We start from the raw sequence: 20010 nt of genomic DNA on the forward strand, positions 1-20010 counted from the left end.
CGCTTGCACCAAGCGGTTTTTCCCGGAGTTCCGTTGTCGATGAATGTCACCCAGACCGCGCGTCGCGTCCTGCTTGCCGCCCTGTTCACTTCCGCCGTCGGATTCGCCGCCGCCCAGGCCCCGACGCCGGATGCCCCGGCCGCCGCGCTCAGCGACAGCTTGCCGGTCCCGCCGGCGCCCGCGCCCAAGCAGTCCAAGGCCTGGGTGCTGCTCGATGCCGCCAATGGCCAGGTGCTGGCCGGCGACAACGTCGACCTGCGGGTGGAGCCGGCCAGCATCACCAAGGTGATGACGTCGTACGTGCTGGCGGCCGAGATGAAGGCTGGCAAGATCGGTCGCGATGACCAGGTGCTGATGAGCGAGAACGCGTGGCGCACCGGCGGTGCGGGCACCGACGGCAGCTACAGCGGCTTCGAGGTCAACAAGACCGCGAAGCTGGTCGACATGGAAAAGGGCATGGTGGTGCAGTCGGGCAACGACGCGGCGATCGCGCTGGCCGAGCACGCCGCCGGCAGCGAGGCCGCGTTCGCGCAGCTGATGAACGCCTACGCCAAGAAGCTCGGCCTGAAGAACACCCATTTCGCTAACGCCACCGGCCTGACCGCCGAGAACCACTATTCGAGCGCGCACGACCTGGCCCTGCTCGGCCGCGCGCTGGCCCGCGATTTCCCCGAGGCGTACGGCTACAACAAGATCAAGGAATTCACCGTCGGCCCGATCACCCAGCGCAACCGCAACCTGCTGCTGTGGCGCGATTCGACCGTCGACGGCATCAAGACCGGCCACACCTCGGCCGCCGGCTACTGCCTGATGGCCTCGGCCAAGCGCGGTGACCAGCGCCTGGTGGCGGTGGTGATGGGCGACACCAGCGAGAACCAGCGCGCGGTCGATGCGCAGGCGCTGCTCAACTGGGGCTTCCGCTTCTACGAATCGCACAAGCTCTACGAAGCCGGCAAGCCGGTGGCCAGGCAGAAGATCTGGAAGGGCCAGGCCGACGAACTGCGCCTGGGCGTCGCGCATCCGCTGCTGGTCAGTAGCCCGCGCGGCAAGTACGCGCAGCTCAAGCCGACCATGGACGTGCCCAAGACGCTGGTCGCGCCGGTCAAGAAAGGCCAGAAGATCGGCACGGTGAAGGTGACGCTGGATGGAAAGACGATCGCGTCGGCGCCGCTGGTCGCGCTCGACGACGTCGAGGAGGCCGGCTTCTTTGGCCGTCTGTGGGATTCGTTCTGGATGTGGTGGGAATCGGCCTGAGCGCCACGCCGCGTCATCGGCGATGAGGGAGGGGCCGGCGCAAGCCGGCCTCTTTCGTTTCCCGTGCTCAGGATTCGCAGGAGCGGCAGAAGCCGCGATGGCCGTCCGGGCAGAACATCGCGGCTTCCGCCGCTCCTGCGAGGGCCAAGGCAGAGCGCCGCCGCGTATCACTTCCGCGAGGCGCGTCCTTGCAGGAAACGCTCAGGTCCGCACGAACCAGGGCAACGCGACCAGCACCGCCCCCACCAGTACCATCGCCCACGCGCTGGACACGAAGCAGGGGAAGAGGACCAGTCCCAGCCCGCACACCAGCGGCACCGGCGCGCGCTGGCGCCGGGCGTAGACCAGGTACCCGACCCCGATCGCGCCGAACAGCATCCCCCACCACAGCGTGACCTCGCCCATTGCTCCGGCCTCTTCCGGTGGATGCCAAACAGGGATGGCAGCCTCCTCGTGGGAGCGGCTTCAGCCGCGAGCTTCTCGCGTCGCTTGAAAACTCGCGGCTGGAAGCCAGCTTCCATGCGTCCCATTGTGCGCCGCGCTCGACGCGGGTCATTCCGACAGGCGCGAAGGGCCACGAGCGCGAGGCAGAGCCAAGCTTCGCCGACAAGCGTTCGCCCTCAGCGTGACAGCCCGAACAGCGTCGAGTTCACCCAGCCGCGATTGCCCAGCTCGTCGTCCACCTCCCACATCAGTCCGTCCTTGTTGCCGGTGGGGTAGAGCATCATTCCGACGTCGAGGTCGCGTACCGCGCCACCCTGGCCGTTGGACTGCTTCAGCAGTCTGGCCGGTTTGCTGACCGTCACCGCCTGCTGCACGTTCGCCGCCGAGGCATTGGTAGGCAGGCCGCCCAGCTGCGCGACCAGGTCGGTGTAGGCCTGGAGGTAGGCCAGGGTGATCACCTGGCCGATTTCGGTGTTGGCGTAGCCGCTGGCGCCCGCGCCGCCGAAGCCGCCGCGGAACACGCCGCCGCCGGCGCCCCAGCCCAGGTCGGTCCGGGTGGCATGGCCTTCGGTCATCGCCACCTGTTCGGACGAGCGCACGTCGGTGACGGTAAGCACCACGTCGGCGGTCTTCTTCTTGATGTTGATGCCGCCGACCAGGGCGCCGACGGTGCGGTCGCCGATCAGGCCGCCGAGCAGGCCGCCGATGGCGTTGCCGCTGGAATTGTCGTTCTGCGAGACCAGGTCCGGCACCATGACGTAGTCGGCGGCCTTGATCTGGCCCTTGCCGAGGTTGGAGCCGCCGCGCAGGTCGCCGCTGGCCGCGAGCTCGCGCTCAGCCTGCATCGCCGACATCCCGCGGCCGCGATCGACCAGGGTGAAGCAGCGCGACTTGCTGACGAAGACCTTGATCAGCGCGGCCGGCGAGGCGAGCTGCTGGCCGGTCCACCAGTTCCTTCCCTCGGGCTCGAGCACGGCCAGGGTGCCCAGCGGGCGGCTGCAGGCCGGGATTTCGGCGGACTTCTGCGCGCGCTCCTGCTGCGCGGTGGCGCCATGCGCGGGCAGGGACGCTGCCAGCAGGGCGAGGACGCCGGCGATGCCTGCGGCCAAGGTGGAGTTGGGGTGAGCCATGGTCGGGAGTCCTTGCGTCGAAAGGCCCGCTGCGGGGCGTTTCAAGTGCATACGTGGAAAGCAGCATCTGCGTGCCACGTGTCCCGCGGTGCCTTGGGTCGGGGCAGGGACGGGTCCATAATCGTGCGATGGAAATCAAGTCAGACAACCCCGAGCACGGCTTCCAGTTCCCCGGCACCTTCGAGGTCACCGCGATGGGGCCGGCCACGGCCGGGCTCGAAACCGAGATCCCGAAGCTGCTGGCCGCCAGCGGCATCGACGTGCTGCACGAAACGATCTCCTGGCGCGCATCGAGCGGCGGCAAGTTCGTCTCGGTCAAGCTGAGTTTCCGCGCCGACGACCGCGCCCAGTACGAAGCCGCGCACGAAGCCCTGCGCACGCATCCGGAAGTGAAGTGGACGCTGTGAGCCGTTGCTCGCATCCCCGCGCCGGAAGCGCGCGGGTCTCAAACAGCATCGCGGGCCGTGGGCGTCCTCTCCAGGGTTCCGCCTGCCGTCGCAGGGAGAGCGACCCTGCGGGAAGGCGGGCATGAGCCCGCGCCAGGCCATCGTCCGCGACCTCGGCCGCCAGCCGTACGAACCGGTGTGGCGCGCGATGCAGCGCTTCACCGACCTGCGCGGCGACGATTCGATCGACGAAATCTGGATGGTCGAGCACGAACCGGTGTTCACCCTCGGCCAGGCCGGCAAGCCCGAACACGTGCTGCTGCCCGGGGACATCCCGGTGCTGCACGTTGATCGCGGCGGCCAGGTGACGTACCACGGCCCCGGCCAGATCGTGGTGTATCCGCTGCTCGACCTGCGACGCCTCAAGCTCGGCGTGCGCGAGTACGTGTGCCGGATCGAGCAGGCGGTGATCGACACCCTGGCCGAGTGGAACATCGGCGCCGCGCGCCGCAACGGCGCGCCGGGCGTCTACGTCAACGATGCCAAGGTCGCCGCGCTCGGCATCCGCGTGCGCCGCGGCTGCACCTTCCATGGCCTGGCCTTCAACGCGGCGATGGACCTGGAGCCGTTTGGCCGCATCAACCCCTGCGGCTACGCCGGGCTGCGCGTGACCTCGGTGCTAGACTTGGGCGGCCCGTCGAGCATGGAAGCGATCAAGCCGGTGCTGCTCGACGCGATGGCGACGCGGTTCGGCCTTGCGTTGCAGCCGGCACCGTCGCCGGACCTCGCGGACCCGCGCCCGCTCGCCGCCGCGCCTTCCTCTTCCACGCAAGCTGCCTGAGCCGTCGCCATGTCCGAGTCCCCGCCGCGTTCGATCCCCCTGCAGGTCGTGGCCAATCCGGCGTCGGCGCTGGAAGCGGGGGCGAAGCAGGTTGCCGGCGACAAGATCGCGCGCTCGCCGGTGCAATTCGCCGATGCGCCGGTACTGCGCAAGCCGTCGTGGATCCGCGTGCGCATCCCCAGCGGCAACGCGGTGCAGAAGCTCAAGGCCAAGCTGCGCGAGAACCGCCTGGTCACGGTGTGCGAGGAAGCCAGCTGCCCCAACATCCACGAGTGCTTCGGCCACGGCACCGCCACCTTCATGATCCTCGGCGAGGTCTGCACCCGCCGTTGCAGCTTCTGCGACGTCGCCCACGGCCGTCCCAAGCCGCCGGACCCGGCCGAGCCGCTGCACCTGGCGCAGACGGTCAAGGACATGGGCCTGAAGTACGTGGTGGTCACCAGCGTCGACCGCGACGACCTGCGCGACGGCGGCGCGGCGCACTTCGTCGACTGTATCGCGGCGATCCGCGAGTTCAGCCCGGGCACGAAGATCGAGATCCTGACCCCCGACTTCCGCGGCAAGGGCCGCATGGAACGCGCGCTGGAGATCCTGGCTGCCAACCCGCCGGACGTGTTCAACCACAACATCGAGACCGTGCCGGACCTGTACCGCAACGTCCGGCCCGGCGCCGACTACCAGTGGTCGCTGACCCTGCTTTCGAGGTTCAAGCAGCAGCATCCGCACATCCCGACCAAGTCCGGGATCATGCTCGGCCTGGGCGAGACGATGGAGCAGGTGCAGGCGACCCTGCGCGACCTGCGCGCCCACGACGTGGAAATGGTCACCATCGGCCAGTACCTGCAGCCCAGCGCGCACCACCACCCGGTGCTGCGCTACTGGACCCCCGACGAGTTCAAGGCGCTGGAAGTCTTCGGCATGGCGCTGGGCTTCACCCACGTCGCCTCCGGGCCGCTGGTGCGTTCCTCGTATCACGCGGACCGCCAGGCGGCCGAGGCCGGCGTCGCCGCCTGAAGCACCGCACGCGCGGACCGCGCGCAGCCGCGGCCGCGGCGACTGATGTTTTGTTCACATACCCTGCGGCAGCGGCGGTTAGAGTGGATTTCGCGCGATCGTGCAACTTTCAGCACTGTCACGCCGTCCATCGAGGACGCCAGACTCCCTCCTTCCGAACAGCGGCCGTGGCGCGGCCCGAGTGAACGCATGAACCTGTCCCGCACCGTGTCCGTTTCCGTGATCGCCCTCGCCCTGTCGGTGCCGCTGGTGCTGATGGCGCGTGCCGACAACGCCACCATCCCGTCCACTGCCAGCGTCGACCAGGCCACCACCTCCAAGATGGTCTACGGGCTGCTCTCCGACAGCCGCTACGCCTACCGGCCGCGGCCGCTGGACGCGACCTTGTCGGCCGACATCTTCAAGCGCTACCTCGAGTCGCTCGATGCCGGCAAGATGTTCTTCACCGCGCAGGACGTGGCGAAGTTCGCGCCGTACAAGGCCGGCATGGGCCGCGCGATCAAGGCCGGCGAACTCGACCCGGCATTCGCCATCTTCTCGCTGTTCAAGCAGCGCGTGGGCCAGCGCGTGGACTACGCGCGCGGCCTGCTCAAGCAGGACATCTTCGACTTCAGCGGCAACGACCGCTGGTACTACGACCGCGAGGACGCGCCGTGGGCGGCGAGCGACGCGGAGGTCGAACAGCTGTGGAAGCAGTCGGTGCGCAACGACTGGCTGCGGCTGAAGCTGGCCGGCAAGAAGCCCGACGACATCCGCAAGACGCTCGACAAGCGCTACGCCAACCTCGACAAGACCTTGCAGCAGCTCGACGGCACCGACGCCTTCCAGAGCTTCCTCAACGCCTACACCGCGTCGATCGACCCGCACACCGATTACTTCGACCCGCGCAGCGCCGACCGCTTCAACCAGAGCATGTCGCTGTCGCTGGAGGGCATCGGCGCGCAGCTGCAGAAGCAGGACGATGTGGTGGTGATCCGCGAGCTGATCGCCGGCGGCCCGGCCGCCAGCAGCGGCAAGTTCACCCCCGGCGACCGGATCGTCGGCGTCGGCCAAGGCGCCAACGGGCAGATGGAAGACGTGATCGGCTGGCGCATCGACGACGTGGTCGAGAAGATCAAGGGACCCAAGGGCACCCAGGTGCGCCTGGACGTGATTCCCGCGGCGATGGGCATGGACGGCAAGCCCAACCGTATCGTGCTCACCCGCGCCCGGATCCGGCTCGAGGAGCAGGCCGCCAAGTCCGAGATCCTCAAGCTGCCGGCCGCAGGCAATGCGCCCGAGCGCCGGATCGGCGTGGTCAAGCTGCCTGCGTTCTACCAGGATTTCGAGGGTCGCCGGAAGAACAGCGACGACTACGCCTCGGCGACGCGCGACGTGGCGCGCCTGCTCAAGGAGTTCAAGGCGCGCGGCGTCGACGGCGTGGTGATGGACTTGCGCAACAACGGCGGCGGCTCGCTCAACGAAGCGATCGAGTTGACCGGCCTGTTCATCGACAAGGGTCCGGTGGTGCAGGTACGCGAGTCCGGCGGCCGCGTCAGCGTCGAGGGCGACCGCGACGCAGGCGTTGCCTGGGACGGCCCGCTGGCGGTGCTGACCAACCGCGGTTCGGCGTCGGCCTCGGAAATCTTCGCCGGTGCGATCCAGGACTACGGCCGCGGGCTGGTGATCGGCGAGACCACCTTCGGCAAGGGCACGGTGCAGAACCTGGTCGACCTGGACCGCTGGCCGGGCAACGAGGGCAAGCGCTATGGCCAGGTCAAGCTGACCATCGCCCAGTTCTTCCTGCCCGACGGCAGCAGCACCCAGAACAAGGGCGTGGTGCCGGACATCGCCTTTCCGGTGATGGTCGATGCCTCGGAGTTCGGCGAAAGCACCTACGACAACGCGCTGCCGTGGACGCGGATCGCGGCCGTGGCGCATACGCAGTACGGCAACTTCGCGCCGCTGCTGCCGAAGCTGCAGGCGCGGCACGTCGCGCGGATCGCGCAGGACAAGGAATTCCAGTGGTTCGAGGAGGACGTCAAGGAATTCCGCACCGAGCAGGCGAAGAAGTACGTCTCGCTCAACGAGGCCGAGCGCCGCGCCGACCGCGACCGCCAGGACGCGAAGCGCAAGTCGCGCCAGGAGCAGCGCAAGGCGTTGGGCCTGCCGCTGGATCCACTGGCCGCCGATGCCGCCGACGACGGCCTGCAGGCCAGCGAGCGCAACGTCGCCAAGGACGCCGCGCGCGAGAAGGCGGCCGAGGATGCGCCCGACCCGCTGCTGCGCGAGTCGGCGGCGATCCTCGCCGACGCAGTGCAGCTGCTGGGCAACGACGAGGTGCTGTCGGCGCAGGTGCTGCCCGAGGCCAAGGTGCAGGGGCACTGGGCCGACTGAGGCGTGCCGCCGGTCGGACGGCGGATGCAGGAGAAAGGAAACGGGCGCTTAGGCGCCCGTTTTCGTTGGCGTCGCCGGAAGTGTCCGAGGACTCGTGGGAGCGGCTTCAGCCGCGAGCTTTCACTGCCGCACGCAAGGCATCAGTCCTCGAGGCTGATCCGCAAACGATGCACATGCAATTGTCCGACGCGGACCTCTCGTCACGCGCACTCCGATTGGCCCACCTGCGGGAGACAGCATCGCGCTGAGCGGTCGCGCGGCAGGCGTAGAATTCCGCACTCGGGACTGCAGCCCCGTCCCCCACGCCCCCGATCCGGACCCCATCCATGAGTGCCTCGTCGCCGCTCGTGCCGCCGCCCGTTTCCACAATCGCCGTCGCCCTGGCGCTGGCGGTGGTGTACGTGATCTGGGGATCGACCTACCTCGGCATCCGTTTCGCGCTCGAAGGCGGCTGGCCGCCCTTGCTGATGGCCGGGACGCGTTTCCTCGCCGCCGGCGCGATCCTGTTCACGCTGCTGCGCCTGCGCGGCGTGGCCATGCCCACGCCGGTGCAGTGGCGCAACAGCGCGTTCATGGGGATGTTGCTGCTGGGCATGGGCAACGGCCTGGTCTGCATCGCCGAGCAGTCGGTTTCGTCGGGCCTGGCCGCGGTCGCGGTGGCTTCGGTGCCGCTGTGGATCGGCCTGTTCGCGACCCTGCGCGGTCAGCGCTCCAATCGCCTCGAATGGCTGGGCCTGGGCATCGGCTTCATCGGCGTGCTGTGGCTCAACGCCGGCAGTTCGCTGGCCGCGTCGCCGACTGGCCTCGTTGCGCTGCTGGTCGCGCCGATCGCGTGGGCGTTCGGTTCGGTCTGGAGCAAGGGCCGCGACCTGCCGTCGCCCTTCATGGGCGCGGCGGCGCAGATGCTGTGCGGCGGCGTGCTGATGCTCGCCGCCGGCTTCGCGCTGGGCGAACGCTTCGACGTCGTGCCGTCGGCCAAGGGCTCGTTCGCCGTCGCCTACCTGGCCGGCTTCGGTTCGATCGTCGCGTTCTCGGCCTACGTCTGGCTGCTGCACAACGTGCGCGCGACGCTCGCCGGCAGCTACGCCTACGTCAACCCGGTGATCGCGGTGGTGCTGGGCGCGTGGCTGGCCGCCGAGCGCTTCAGCGCGCACGACATCGGCGCGATGGTGGTGATCCTGTGCGGCGTGGTCGCTATCACGCTATCGAAGGCGCGTGCACCCAGACCGGCGAAGGCGTCGACGTGACGGCGGGCGCCCTTGATCGCCGCGGCCTCTGGGTCGCCGTCGGCTCGTTCGTGCTGTGGGGCGTGATGCCGCTGTACTGGCATCTGCTCAAGGCGGTGCCGTCGCTGCAGATCATCGCCCACCGCATCGTCTGGAGCGCGCTGCTGGTGGTCGGGTGGCTGCTGTTCAAGTACGGCCGCAGCTGGCTGCGCGAGACCCTGGCGCAGCCGCGCGCGGCGTGGATGCTCGCGCTGAGCGGGACCCTGATCGCGTTCAACTGGGGCCTGTACATCTGGGCGGTCAACGCCGGGCACGTGGTCGAGACGAGCCTTGGCTACTTCATCAATCCACTGCTCAACGTGCTGCTGGGCGTGGTGGTACTGCACGAACGGCTCAACCGCACGCAATGGCTGTCGGTGGCGATCGCCGCCGGCGGCGTGCTGTGGCTGACGGTGCACTACGGCAGCTTCCCGTGGATCGCGTTGACCCTGGCCGCATCGTTCGGCGCCTACGGCCTGATCCGCAAGCTGGTCGCGGTGCCGCCGGTGCGCGGGCTAGGCGTGGAAAGCCTGTACCTGGTGCTGCCGGCGCTGGCACTGCTGTTCTGGGGCGAGAGCCATGGCGAAGGCGGATTCCTGCCGACCGGCGTTGCCGCCTGGGGCTGGAAGCTCGATGCGCTGCTGGTGCTGGGCGGCGCGCTGACCGCCCTGCCGCTGATCGGCTTCGCCGACGCGGTGCGCCGCATCCCTTATTCGCTGGTCGGCCTGCTGCAGTACATCGCGCCGACGCTGCAGCTGCTGTGCGGCGTGCTGCTGTTGGGCGAGGAGTTCGGCTCCGAGCGTGCCATCGGTTTCGTGCTGATCTGGATCGCGCTTGCGGTCTACGCCGGCGACGGACTGCTGCGCGCGCGACGGCGACCGCAGCCGGCCTGACCTGCGCCGATGCGCATCGCGCATCGCCATGTCGGCTGGACCCGCCGGGGCGGACGCGCAGCAAGCTCCAGCCCTTGGCGGAGGCGGGTGATGGTGAACGACTCCGGGTGTTCCGCTTGCTGTGGCTGGTCGCTTCGCCCTATGACAACGGCACGTTGCGGGTGAGCGACCACCACGCCAGCGCCGCGCTGCCTGCGATCGCCACCGCGATGGACGCCTTGCGCCACGCCTGCGCGCGCTTTCGCAGACGCCGCACGCGTTCCTCGTTGAGCGCCCTGGCCTGCGCGATCAGCGGCGCGGCCACGGCCTCGGCCTGCGCGTACGCCGCCTCGGCCTGCGCCGGGTTGGCTTCGGCGCGCAACGCCGCGTCCTCGTAGGCGTCGAACGCACGCTTCTGCAGATCGTGCAGCATGGCTTCGAGCTGCGCGTGACTCATGTCAGCGGGGGAGTTGGGGTTCATCCGTGACGGCTTCCGTGGGGCTGGATGGCGCGGTGCCCGCGCCAGGAGGGACGGGCGATGTGGATGGGGCGTCGGCGGCCGGGGCCATCCCGCTGGCAGAGAACTGCGAGGGGCCGCCCTCGGCCAGCGGATCCGGCGGAAGCCGGAGCTGGCTGCATTCGCCGTTCGCGACCTGCTGCAGCCACGCGTCGAGCGGACGCGCCAGCCACTCGATGCGCAGCGGCAGGCTGAGGTGGCTCTCGTCCGGCAGCTCGCGATAGCGGACGAGCGGGGAGGCATCGGCCAGGGATCGGGCCGCGGCGACGGGGACGTAGCGGTCGCCGGCCCCGTGCAGCAGCAGGGTGCACGTTGCAGTCTGGGCGAGCGTGGCGCGCACGTCGATCGCATCCAGGTCGAGCCCCAGCCGCTGGCCCGCCTGGCGCACGCCGCGCTCGATGGCGGGCGCGTCGTAACGCCAGCGCGCAAAGGCGCGCATCAGCGAGCCGTGCAGGCCATCGTCACGATCGGCCTGCGCGCCGGCGATGAAGCCGCGCACGCCATCACCCGCAGCGGCATAGCTTTCCATGGCGACGATGCCGGTCACGCGATCGCGCAGTAGCGGCTCGGCGAACAGGGCGGTCGCCGCGCCGTAGGACACGCCAAACAGATAGACCGGCGGCCGCAATCGGCCTTCGGCCTGCAGGTGTTCGACAAGGGCGGCGACGTCTTGCGCCTCATGGGTGCCGAATCCGGCGGGCGCCCGCGACGAGTGGCCATGGTTGCGCAGGTCGGCGACGACGCCCTGGTAGCCGAGCTCCGAAAGCGCCAGCGCCCACGGCAGCATGCTCGATGCGTCGAGCCCCCAGCCGTGCAGGAAGATCACGCTGCCTGTGGTCGGAACCGTTTCGGTCTTCTCGCCGAAGCGGATCGCGAACGTCATGCTGCCATCGCCGCGCGACATCGTGTACATCATCCCGCGCATCGCAGGCGGGACGAAGGCATAGGCGAGGGTGACGCCGTCGGGCGTGCGGAAGCGGGCCGGCTGGACCCCGATCGTCGACTCCATCCGGTCGAGCGTGTCGACGTCGTACAACTTGGCACTGTGCGGCTGGGCGATCCGCTCGCCGAGCGACGTGCAGCCACCTGCCAGGCAGGTGGCCAATCCCAGAGCGACCGCGGCGGCGCCGCGCGGCAGCTCGGTCATGCGTCGCGCAGGGCCGTGGTCACCGGCAGCCGGGCGGCGCGCAGGGCGGGGAACAGGCCGCCGACCAGGCCGATGCCCAGCGCCCACTTCAGGCCCGTCCACAGCAGCTCTGGCGAGACCTTGAACTGGAACACCACCTGGCTGAAGTTGTTGCCCAGGGTGCTGACGCTGTAGCCGTTGAAGATCGCCCACGCGACCAGCCCGCCGAGCACGCCGCCGACCAGCGCCAGCAGCATCGTCTCGAGCATCACCGCCAGCACCACCGGCAGGCCGCGGAAGCCGATCGCGCGCATCGTCGCGATCTCGCGCGCGCGCCCGGCGACCGCCGCGTACATGGTGTTGAGCGCGCCGAACACCGCACCGATCGCCATGATCGCCCCGATCACCGTGCCCAGGATGCTGATCAGCTTGCTCAGCTGGCCGCTCTGCTTGGCGTAGTAATCGTGGGTGGTCTCGACGTCGAGCTTCAGCCGCGGATCGGCCGCCATCGCCGCCTTGAACGCCGCGACGCCCGCCTTGCCGTCGTTGCGCACGCTGATCGACTGGAAGGCGCTGCGGTTGTAGGTCGAGCCCAGCGTCTCGGCGTCGGTCCACAGCTCCGAGTCGTGCGCATCGCCCGAGGCGAACACGCCCACCACCGTCCACCGCTGGTTGCCGAGTTCGAGGTCCTTGCCGACCTCGAGTCCGCGGAACTGCCCGCGCGCGCCCTGGCCGGCGACGATCTCGCGCAGCCCCGGCTTGAACTTGCGGCCCTCGATGATCCTCACCTTGTCGTGCACGGTCCAGGCCAGCTCGCCGACCCCGCGGAACTGCGCGTTGACGTCGGTTCCGTCGGACTTCGACGGCAGGTTGACCACCTGCGACAACTCGGGCGAGACCAGCGGGCGGCCGTCGGCGTCGCGCGCGATGCCTGCCAGGCTGCTGACCAGCGGCACTTGGTCGCGGGTGATCACCGAGTTGGTCTCGGCCTGCGAGCCGCCGCGCAGCACGATGGTGGACACCTCGTCGCCGGTGCTGCCGAGCGTGGCCTGGAAGCCTTCGCCCATCGCCAGCATCGCCACCAGCACGCCGACCACGCCGGCGATGCCGACCACGATCACCGACGAGGCGCCCCAGCGCTGCGGCAGGCTGGCGATGCCGATGCGCGCCGCCGCCAGCGCCAGCCGCCCGCTGCGCGTGAGCAGTAGCCACAGCGCCAGCAGCACGGCGATGGCCAGCACGCCATACCAGGGCAGCACGATCCAGATCGCCAGGCCCACGAGCAGCAGCAGGATCGAAAGCACGTTCCACAGCCATTGGTTCTTCATGGTTGCCACCTCGGTTTCATTGGCGTCGCCGCTGCGCTGCGCGCGGGGGCTCCGTGACGCACGGGCAGGTCGTATCGATGGATGGCGGACATGCTCAGCGCCCCGCCAATGCGTCGACGATCTTCAGGCGCTTGGCGCGCAGCGCGGGCAGCAGCCCCACCACCACGCCGATCGCCAGCATCAGTCCCAGGCCCACCAGCCATGTCTGTGCCGGTACCTGCGGCAGCCCGATCATGCCGCCGCTGGCCGCGGCGACGCCGGGCATGATCACCGATGCCAGTCCCAGCCCGATGAGCCCGCCGAGCATCACCAGCAGCACCGATTCCACCATCACCAGCACCAGGACCGTGCCGTCCTTGAAGCCCAGGGTCTTGAGCACGGCCAGCTCGGGTACGCGCTCGCGCACGGCCTGGGCCATGGTGTTGCCGGTGAGCAGCAGCAGGGTGAAGAACACCGCGCCCATGATCGAGGTGACGATCAGGCCGATGTCGGCGAACTGCTTGGCGAACGCCTGCTGGAACGCCGACTCGCTCTGGCTCTTGGTCTCGTGGTCGGAATTGGCCGACAGCGCATCGATCGCGCGCGCCACGCGCGAGGCCTGGTTGGCGCTGGCCAGCTGCACCGTGTACCAGCTGACCTGGCTCTTGATGTAGTCGTTGGACTCGTCGAAGTACTTCCAGTTCATCATCAGCTGGTTCTCGGAGCCGACGTTCTTGCGGTCCTTGGCGCGGAAGATCGCCTTGAGTTCCAGCGGCCAGTCGTTGCTGCCGCCGCGCGGGAAGATCGTGGCCTGCAGCGGGATCGTGTCGCCGATCTTCCAGCCGTGCTTCTGCGCCAGCGCCTCGCCGACGATGGCGCCGGTGCGGGTGTCCTGGAACGCCTTGAGCTGCTCCGGCGGCACGTCGTATTCGCTGTAGACGTCGAAGAAGTTGGGCGCGACCGAAAAGTTGGGGAAGAAGTTCTTCGGGTCCTGGTAGATGCCGCCGAACCACATCGCGTAGGTCACCTTGCGCACCCCCGGCACCGCCTCGATCTGCGGCAGCAGGTTGATCGGCAGCGACTGGGTGATCGACAGCCGCGAGGCGACGATGAGGCGGTTGGCGCCCTCGACGCTGCCGCCGGCGTTGAACGCCACGCGCACCGAATCGAGCATCCCGAACAGCAGGAACGCCGCGACCACCGACAGCAAGGTGAGCAGGGTGCGGGTCTTGCTGCGGAACAGCTGGGCCCAGATCAGGGAAAGGTATTTCATGTCGGTCTCCAGTGGCTCCCTCCCCTGCGAAGGCAGGGGAGGGTTGGGGAGGGGTTGCGTGGGCGCCGGCGGATTTCTCCGGAGAGATCAGCAGCGCCTGCGGCACCCCCTCCCAGCCTCCCCCTGGCTTCGCAGGGGGAGTAGCAAAGATCAGTGCGCCATCACCGCGGCATCCACCAACTCGCCCTTGTCGAGATGCACCGTATGGGTCGCGTACTCGGCGGCCTTGGGATCGTGCGTGACCATGATGATGGTCTTGCCGTGGTCGCGATTGAGCACCTGCAGCAGCTGCAGGATCTCTTCGGCCGAGTGGCGGTCGAGGTCGCCGGTCGGTTCGTCGCAGATCAGGAAGGTGGGGTCGGACACGATCGCGCGCGCGATCGCCACGCGCTGCTGCTGGCCGCCGGACAGTTCGTTGGGCTTGTGCTTGCCGCGATCGGCCAGGCCGACCAGCTGCAGCGCGATCTCGGCGTTGCGCTTGCGCTGCGCGGCGCCGAGGCTGGTCAGCAGCAGCGGCAGCTCGACGTTCTTCTGCGCGGTGAGCATCGGCATCAGGTTGTAGAACTGGAACACGAAGCCGACGTGGCGGCTGCGCCAGTTCGACAGCTGGCCGGCGCCCATGCGGTCGATGCGCTCGCCTTCGATCTCGATCTCGCCCGAGGTCGGCGTGTCCAGCCCGCCGATCAGGTTGAGCAGCGTCGTCTTGCCCGAGCCCGACGGGCCCATCAGGGCGACGAAGTCGCCCTTGGGGATGTCGAGGTCGATGCCGTGCAGCACCTCGATCTTCTCGGGTCCGCGCTGGTAGGCCTTGGTGAGTCCGCGGGTGGTGACCAGTGTCGACATGGTGCGTGCCTCGCTGTGAAGCCGGGTGTCGCCCGGCGGGTGTGTGGTGCGCGGCGGGCCGATGCCCGCCACCTGTCTACTCTTCGGCGTCCGCGGCCATCGTGACCCTGGCGCCGTCCTTCAGCTCTTCCGGTGGATCGAGCACCACCGCGTCGCCCGCCACCAGCCCCGACAGCACCTGGCGATCGTCGCCCATGGCCAGGCCGGTCTTGAGCGCGCGCTGCTGGACGTGGCTGCCTTCGTCGTCGAGCGCGAAGGTCACGTCTTGGCCGTCGCGCTGCACGATCGCAGCGGTCGGCACGCGCACGCCCGGCGGCTGCTTCGCCGCTTCGGGCTTCGCGGCCTCCAGGAAGCTCACGCGCACGCCCATGTCCGGCACGATCCGCGGGTCCTTCTGCTTGAGCGCGATGCGCACCTTGACCGTCGCCTTGCCGCGGTCGGCGGCCGGGATGATCGCGATCACCTCGGCCGGGATCTTCCAGTCCGGGTAGGCGTTGAGCGTCGCCTCTACCGGCATCTTCGGCTTCACCCGGCCGATGAAGGCTTCGCCAACGTCGACTTCCACTTCCAGCGAATCCATGTCGACGATGGTGCCGATGCCGGTGCGGGTGAAGCCGCCGCCGGCCGACAGCGGCGAGACGATCTCGCCCGGCTGCGCGGCCTTGGCCGTGACCACGCCGGCGAACGGCGCGCGCACGATGGTGTTGTCGACCCCGTTGTCGGCGATCGCGAGCCGGTCCGCGGCGACGTTCGCGTTGCGCTGCGCGGTCGCCAGTTCCGCACGCAGCGCGTCGCGCTGGGCCACGGCCTGGTCGTACTGCGACTTCGACACCAGCTGCCGCCCGACCAGCGCCTGCAGGCGACTGGCATCGACCTCGGCTTCCTTGAGCCGCGCCTGCACACCGCCGATCTGGCTGCGCGCAGCGGCCAGCTGCGAAGCGGCGAGCGCGCGGTCGGCGTCGGCATCGACCGGGTCGAGCGTGGCCATGACCTCGCCTTCCTCGACGGTCTGCCCTTCCTCGATCAGCACCTCGCGCACCTTGCCGGTGATCTTGGCCGACACCGTGGCCATGCGCCTGGCCACCACGTAGCCGGTGGCGTCGAGCACCGAAGCCGAGGCCCCGCCGCTGCCGATCGCCTGCACGGTGGCGGTGCGCACCTCGATGCCGCGATCGCGTCCGAACAGCGCCCAGGCCGCGGCGGCGGCCAGCAACAGCGCCACCACCACCGCCAGCGCGATCCACAGGCCGCGCCGCGACGGCGGCGGCGTCGCGTTGCGGTCGATGCGGAGTTCCTTCAGCAGGTCGGCGTTGGTATTCATCGGATCCAGGGACGGGGGGAAAACGCGGAGTGTGACCGCAACCGCGGCGTGGACCAAATGCCCGGAAGTCACTACGTGGATGGTTCGCACAGGCGGCCGACTCCCGCTAGTCGGCACACCCACAGCCTAGGCCGGCGCCGCCGCCGCGTCACCTGACGGCTGTCATGCGAACGACGTGACCGACGCGACTGCCGCGCATCGGCCCACGCGCCTATCGTCGCCGCCATCGCCCGAACCCGGAGACGCGGATGGATGCCAGCCCACACGAACTCGCCAGCCTGCGCGGCGTGCGCAAGCAGTACGGCAAGGTGCTCGCGCTCGACGGCATCGACCTTGCGATCGCGCCCGGCCAGATGCTGGCGCTGCTCGGCGCCAACGGCGCCGGCAAGACCACCGCGATCGCGCTGCTGCTCGGGCTGGTGCGGCCCGACGCCGGGCAGGCGCTGCTGTTTGGCCTCTCGCCGCAGCAGCTTGCCGCGCGCCGCAACATCGGGGTGATGCTGCAGTCGGCGGGCATTGCCGACAACAGCAAGGTGCGCGAGCTGCTCGCCCTCACCCGCAGCTATTACCCACAGCCGCGCAGCGTCGACGAGTGCGTCGCGCTGGCCGGGCTCGACGGCCTGCTCGGGCGCCAGTACGGCACGCTCTCCGGCGGCCAGCAGCGACGCGTGCAGTTCGCGCTGGCGCTGTGCGGCAATCCGCGGCTGCTGTTCCTCGACGAACCGACCACCGGCATGGACATCGAGGCGCGGCAGGCGCTGTGGCGCGCGATCGGGCAGCTGTCCGCGCAGGGCTGCGCGGTACTGCTCACCACGCATTACCTGGAAGAAGCCGAGGCGCTGGCCGATCGCGTGGTGGTGCTGGCGCGCGGCCGCGTGGTCGCCGCCGGCAGCATGGACGAGGTGCGCCGCCACGTCGCGCAGCGGCGCATCCGCTGCGTGTCTTCGCTGGATGTCGCGTGCATCGCCGCCTGGCCCGAGGTGCGCAGCGCGCGGGCACTCGGAACCGCCGTCGCGGGAGCGGCCATGGCCGCGATGCCTTCCGCGGCGGCCGGCGATCGCGGCCGTGGCAGCGCCGACGCGGGACCTGATGGCGGCGACAGGATCGAGATCGTCGCCGACGCCGCCGAGCCGGTGGTGCGGCGCCTGCTGGCCGAGGACCCGACGCTGTCGGACCTGGAAGTCCAGCGCGCCGGCTTGGCCGAGGCCTTCATCGAACTCACCCGCGACGACGCCGATGTCGCACCCGCCACCCAGCGCGAGGCCGCCTGATGAACGCAATCGCCACAACCCGGCCCGCCGCGCCGCGGCATTCCGTGCTGCGCATCTACCTGCTCGAAGCCCGGCACGAATTCCTGCGCATGCTGCGCACGCCCTCGTTCGCATTGCCGGTGCTGCTGTTCCCGGCGCTGTTCTACACGCTGTTCGGGCTGGTGCTGAACCGCGCCGACGGCGGCGGTGCGGCGCGCTACCTGCTCGCCACGTACGGCGTGTTCGGAATCATGGGCGCCGGCCTGTTCGGCTTCGGCGTGGTGGTGGCGATGGAGCGCGAGCGCGGCTTCCTCGCCTACAAGCGCGCCTTGCCGATGCCGCCGGGCGCCTACATGTTCGCGAAGATGGCCATGGCGATGCTGTTCTCGCTGCTGATCAGCACGCTGCTGGGCACGCTGGCGGCGGGCTTTGGCGGGGTGTCGCTGCTGCCGTGGCAGTGGCTGGCGCTGCTGGCGATCAACGTGGTCGGGGTGCTGCCGTTCTGCGCGCTGGGCCTGTTCGTCGGCACGCTCGTCGGCGGCCAGGGCGCGCCGGCGGTGCTCAACCTGCTGTACCTGCCGATGGCCTTCCTGTCCGGGCTGTGGCTGCCGCTGACCATGCTGCCGCCGGTGTTCGCATCGATGGCGCCCGCCTGGCCGCCGTACCACCTGTCGCAGGTCGCGCTGCGCGTGGTCGGCATGCACGACGGCAGTCCGTTGCTGGTCCACGTCGCGGTCCTCGTCGCGGTCACCATGCTGTTCTTCGCGCTGGCGCGTCGGCGCCTGCGCCGGACGGGCTGAGGGCGCCGGTTGCCGTGCGCGCAACAGGCGCTAGAGTGCCGGGGGCCGGGGCCACGTCCGCCACGGACGGTGCGACATGATGCTTCCATCGCTGCCCCCATGGCTCAGGCCGGCGCCGGATTCCACGGTGGCGATCGACCTGCGCATCGGCAAGTCGCCGTGGGTGGAAGCGGTGCACCTGGTGTGGTCGATCTGGGTCTTCATCACCCCGATGTTCGTGCCCGGCGGCTACTCGCTGCGCTGGGCGCTGCTGACGCTGGGCTCGTATCCGCTGTTCGTCCTGCTCTATGCGCTGTGCCTGCTGCTGCCGCGGCGCCTGGCGTCGCGGCCGGCCTACGGGCTGATCGCGCTGTGCATCGTGCTGATGCCCTGGTATCCGTCCGGCATCAGCTACTTCATCTTCGGCTGCGTGATGCTGCGGATGCACTTCGCCCAGTCCACGCTGGCCTACGTGGGGCAGTTGCTGCTCGCCAACGCGGTGTTCCTCGGCGCCGCGCTGTGGATCGGCTACCCGTGGCAGAGCGTGGCCTGGACGCCGATCATGACCCTGGTGATCGGGCTGGTGGTCAACGTCGAGCGCGCGAACCAGGAAAAGGACGCCGAGATCCGGATGTCGCACGACGAAGTGCGCCGGCTGGCCGCGACCGCCGAGCGCGAACGCATCGGCCGCGACCTGCACGACCTGCTCGGCCACACGCTGTCGCTGATCACGCTGAAGCTGGAACTATCGCGCAAGCTGTTCGACCGCGACCCGGCGGCCTCCAGGCGCGAGCTGGAGGACGCCGAGGGCGTCGCCCGCCACGCGCTGGCGGAGGTGCGCAGCGCGGTCACCGGCTTCCGCGCCACCGACCTGGCCGCGGAGCTGGCGTCGGCCAGGCTGATGCTGGAATGTTCCGGCGTGCACCTGGACTACGACCTGCCGCCGGTCGGCCTGTCGGAAGACACCGAGAGCGGGCTGGCGCTGGTGCTGCGCGAGGCGGCCACCAACATCGCCCGCCACGCGCGCGCGGGCAGCGCGCGGATCCGATTCACGCGCGACGGCCAGCACCTGCGGGTGCTGGTGGCCGACGACGGCATCGGCGGCGTCGGCAGCCACGGCAATGGCCTGGGCGGCATGCGCGAACGCGTGGCCAGGCTCGGCGGCAAGCTGGCCATCGAATCGCCGCGCGGGCAGGGGACGCGACTGCAACTGGAGCTGCCGTGCGTGCCCGCCACCGCCGCGCCCGCGATGCCGGCGCATGCCTGCGGCGCGGCGCGCGAACGCGCGCATCCGGCCGCCGCGCCGGGACCTGCCTCGTGATTGCGCCATCCATGCCCAAACCGTCGGGGCGCGCGGCGTGATCCGCATCCTGCTGGCCGAAGACCAGGCCATGGTGCGCGGTGCGCTGTCGGCGCTGCTTGGCCTGGAATCGGACATCGAGGTGCTCGGCGCGGCGGCTGACGGTGAAGCCGCGTGGCGCGAACTGCAGCGCCTGCGCCCCGACGTGCTGGTCACCGACATCGAGATGCCGGGCCTGAGCGGACTGGAGCTGGCGCAGCGCGTGCAGCGGCACGGGCTGGCGACGAAAGTCGTCATCGTCACCACGTTCGCGCGCAGCGGCTTCCTGCGCCGCGCGCTCGACGCGGGCGTGTCGGGCTACCTGCTCAAGGACTCGCCGGCCGAGGACCTGGCCGAAGCGCTGCGCAAGGTGCATCGCGGTGGGCGCGCGATCGACCCGCAGCTGGCGCTGGATGCGTGGGGCGAGGCCGATCCGCTCAACGACCGCGAACGCCAGGTGCTGCGCCTGGCCGGCGAGGGACGATCGGCCAGCGACATCGCGGTCCAGCTCAACCTCTCGCACGGCACGGTGCGCAACTACCTGTCCGAGGCGATCGGCAAGCTCGGCGTCGGCAACCGCATCGAGGCCTATCGGCTGGCGCGGCAGAAGGGCTGGCTGTAGGCGCTAGCGGACGGCTTCGCAAGGCGGGCCGCGCGGCATGCAGCGGCTCAC

Annotated in this window: 19 protein-coding genes; 11 read left to right on the forward strand and 8 right to left on the reverse strand. The window is 69.8% G+C overall.

The genetic code is table 11. The annotated features are described in order from the left end of the window. Positions 1–39 precede the first annotated feature (39 nt). Positions 40–1254: a D-alanyl-D-alanine carboxypeptidase family protein gene (locus tag ACFOM9_RS15755; protein WP_386713083.1), complete on the forward strand. Its 1215-nt coding sequence runs from the start codon at positions 40–42 to the stop codon at positions 1252–1254. 201 nt (positions 1255–1455) lie between these two features. Here the strand turns inward: ACFOM9_RS15755 and ACFOM9_RS15760 are convergent, their stop codons facing one another. Together ACFOM9_RS15760 and ACFOM9_RS15765 are read right to left on the reverse strand one after the other, a co-directional pair. Next, positions 1456–1659, reverse strand: coding sequence for a hypothetical protein (locus ACFOM9_RS15760; RefSeq protein ID WP_386713086.1), 204 nt, complete (start codon positions 1657–1659; stop codon positions 1456–1458). A gap of 215 nt (positions 1660–1874) precedes the next feature. Then, positions 1875–2828: a CsgG/HfaB family protein gene (locus ACFOM9_RS15765; protein ID WP_386713089.1), complete on the reverse strand. Its 954-nt coding sequence runs from the start codon at positions 2826–2828 to the stop codon at positions 1875–1877. Positions 2829–2956: 128 nt separating this feature from the next. Between ACFOM9_RS15765 and ACFOM9_RS15770 the strand changes: the two genes are divergently transcribed. The 6 genes from ACFOM9_RS15770 (at position 2957) to rarD (ending at position 9603) form a co-directional block, all read left to right on the forward strand. After that, a complete protein-coding gene (locus tag ACFOM9_RS15770; protein ID WP_386713091.1) occupies positions 2957–3235 on the forward strand; it encodes a DUF493 family protein in 279 nt (92 codons plus the stop codon). Between the two features lie 121 nt (positions 3236–3356). Continuing rightward, complete coding sequence (gene lipB, locus ACFOM9_RS15775; protein ID WP_386713094.1) at positions 3357–4055, forward strand: lipoyl(octanoyl) transferase LipB; 699 nt, start codon at positions 3357–3359, stop codon at positions 4053–4055. Positions 4056–4064: 9 nt separating this feature from the next. After that, positions 4065–5069, forward strand: coding sequence for a lipoyl synthase (gene lipA, locus ACFOM9_RS15780; protein ID WP_386713097.1), 1005 nt, complete (start codon positions 4065–4067; stop codon positions 5067–5069). Between the two features lie 189 nt (positions 5070–5258). Further along, the gene (locus ACFOM9_RS15785) at positions 5259–7445 is read left to right on the forward strand and encodes a carboxy terminal-processing peptidase (protein ID WP_386713099.1); all 2187 of its coding nucleotides are present in this window, start codon (positions 5259–5261) and stop codon (positions 7443–7445) included. A gap of 326 nt (positions 7446–7771) precedes the next feature. Beyond that, on the forward strand, positions 7772–8692 hold the full coding sequence (gene yedA, locus ACFOM9_RS15790; protein ID WP_386713102.1) for a drug/metabolite exporter YedA: 921 nt from the start codon (positions 7772–7774) through the stop codon (positions 8690–8692). Next, positions 8689–9603 carry an EamA family transporter RarD gene (gene rarD / locus ACFOM9_RS15795; RefSeq protein WP_386713104.1) on the forward strand — a complete coding sequence of 305 codons (915 nt, stop codon included), beginning with the start codon at positions 8689–8691 and terminating at the stop codon, positions 9601–9603. The genes yedA and rarD overlap by 4 nt, the downstream gene beginning before the upstream one ends. Positions 9604–9742: 139 nt before the next feature. Here the strand turns inward: rarD and ACFOM9_RS15800 are convergent, their stop codons facing one another. The 6 genes from ACFOM9_RS15800 to ACFOM9_RS15825 all read right to left on the reverse strand — a co-directional run bounded on the left by ACFOM9_RS15800 (position 9743) and on the right by ACFOM9_RS15825 (position 15969). Next, a complete protein-coding gene (locus tag ACFOM9_RS15800; RefSeq protein WP_386713106.1) occupies positions 9743–10039 on the reverse strand; it encodes a hypothetical protein in 297 nt (98 codons plus the stop codon). A 1-nt stretch (position 10040) separates the two neighbouring features. Further along, positions 10041–11246: an alpha/beta fold hydrolase gene (locus ACFOM9_RS15805; protein WP_386713109.1), complete on the reverse strand. Its 1206-nt coding sequence runs from the start codon at positions 11244–11246 to the stop codon at positions 10041–10043. After that, a complete protein-coding gene (locus tag ACFOM9_RS15810; RefSeq protein WP_386713112.1) occupies positions 11243–12553 on the reverse strand; it encodes an ABC transporter permease in 1311 nt (436 codons plus the stop codon). The genes ACFOM9_RS15805 and ACFOM9_RS15810 overlap by 4 nt, the downstream gene beginning before the upstream one ends. Positions 12554–12647: 94 nt before the next feature. Then, positions 12648–13805, reverse strand: coding sequence for an ABC transporter permease (locus ACFOM9_RS15815; RefSeq protein ID WP_386713115.1), 1158 nt, complete (start codon positions 13803–13805; stop codon positions 12648–12650). 150 nt (positions 13806–13955) lie between these two features. Beyond that, positions 13956–14648 carry an ABC transporter ATP-binding protein gene (locus ACFOM9_RS15820; protein ID WP_386713118.1) on the reverse strand — a complete coding sequence of 231 codons (693 nt, stop codon included), beginning with the start codon at positions 14646–14648 and terminating at the stop codon, positions 13956–13958. A 76-nt stretch (positions 14649–14724) separates the two neighbouring features. Next, a complete protein-coding gene (locus ACFOM9_RS15825; RefSeq protein WP_386713121.1) occupies positions 14725–15969 on the reverse strand; it encodes an efflux RND transporter periplasmic adaptor subunit in 1245 nt (414 codons plus the stop codon). Positions 15970–16217: 248 nt separating this feature from the next. On the opposite strand from ACFOM9_RS15825, the gene ACFOM9_RS15830 reads away from it, so the two are divergent. The 4 genes from ACFOM9_RS15830 to ACFOM9_RS15845 all read left to right on the forward strand — a co-directional run bounded on the left by ACFOM9_RS15830 (position 16218) and on the right by ACFOM9_RS15845 (position 19959). After that, the gene (locus tag ACFOM9_RS15830) at positions 16218–17240 is read left to right on the forward strand and encodes an ABC transporter ATP-binding protein (protein ID WP_386713123.1); all 1023 of its coding nucleotides are present in this window, start codon (positions 16218–16220) and stop codon (positions 17238–17240) included. Next, positions 17240–18019, forward strand: coding sequence for an ABC transporter permease (locus ACFOM9_RS15835; RefSeq protein WP_386713126.1), 780 nt, complete (start codon positions 17240–17242; stop codon positions 18017–18019). Before ACFOM9_RS15830 ends, ACFOM9_RS15835 begins: the two co-directional genes overlap by 1 nt. Before the next feature lie 79 nt (positions 18020–18098). Further along, complete coding sequence (locus ACFOM9_RS15840; protein WP_386713167.1) at positions 18099–19319, forward strand: sensor histidine kinase; 1221 nt, start codon at positions 18099–18101, stop codon at positions 19317–19319. Between the two features lie 37 nt (positions 19320–19356). Continuing rightward, positions 19357–19959 carry a response regulator transcription factor gene (locus ACFOM9_RS15845; RefSeq protein WP_386713129.1) on the forward strand — a complete coding sequence of 201 codons (603 nt, stop codon included), beginning with the start codon at positions 19357–19359 and terminating at the stop codon, positions 19957–19959. The last annotated feature ends 51 nt before the right edge of the window (positions 19960–20010 follow it).

Origin of the sequence: Luteimonas notoginsengisoli, from assembly GCF_042648885.1 — a bacterium.
Lineage (GTDB): Bacteria > Pseudomonadota > Gammaproteobacteria > Xanthomonadales > Xanthomonadaceae > Luteimonas > Luteimonas notoginsengisoli.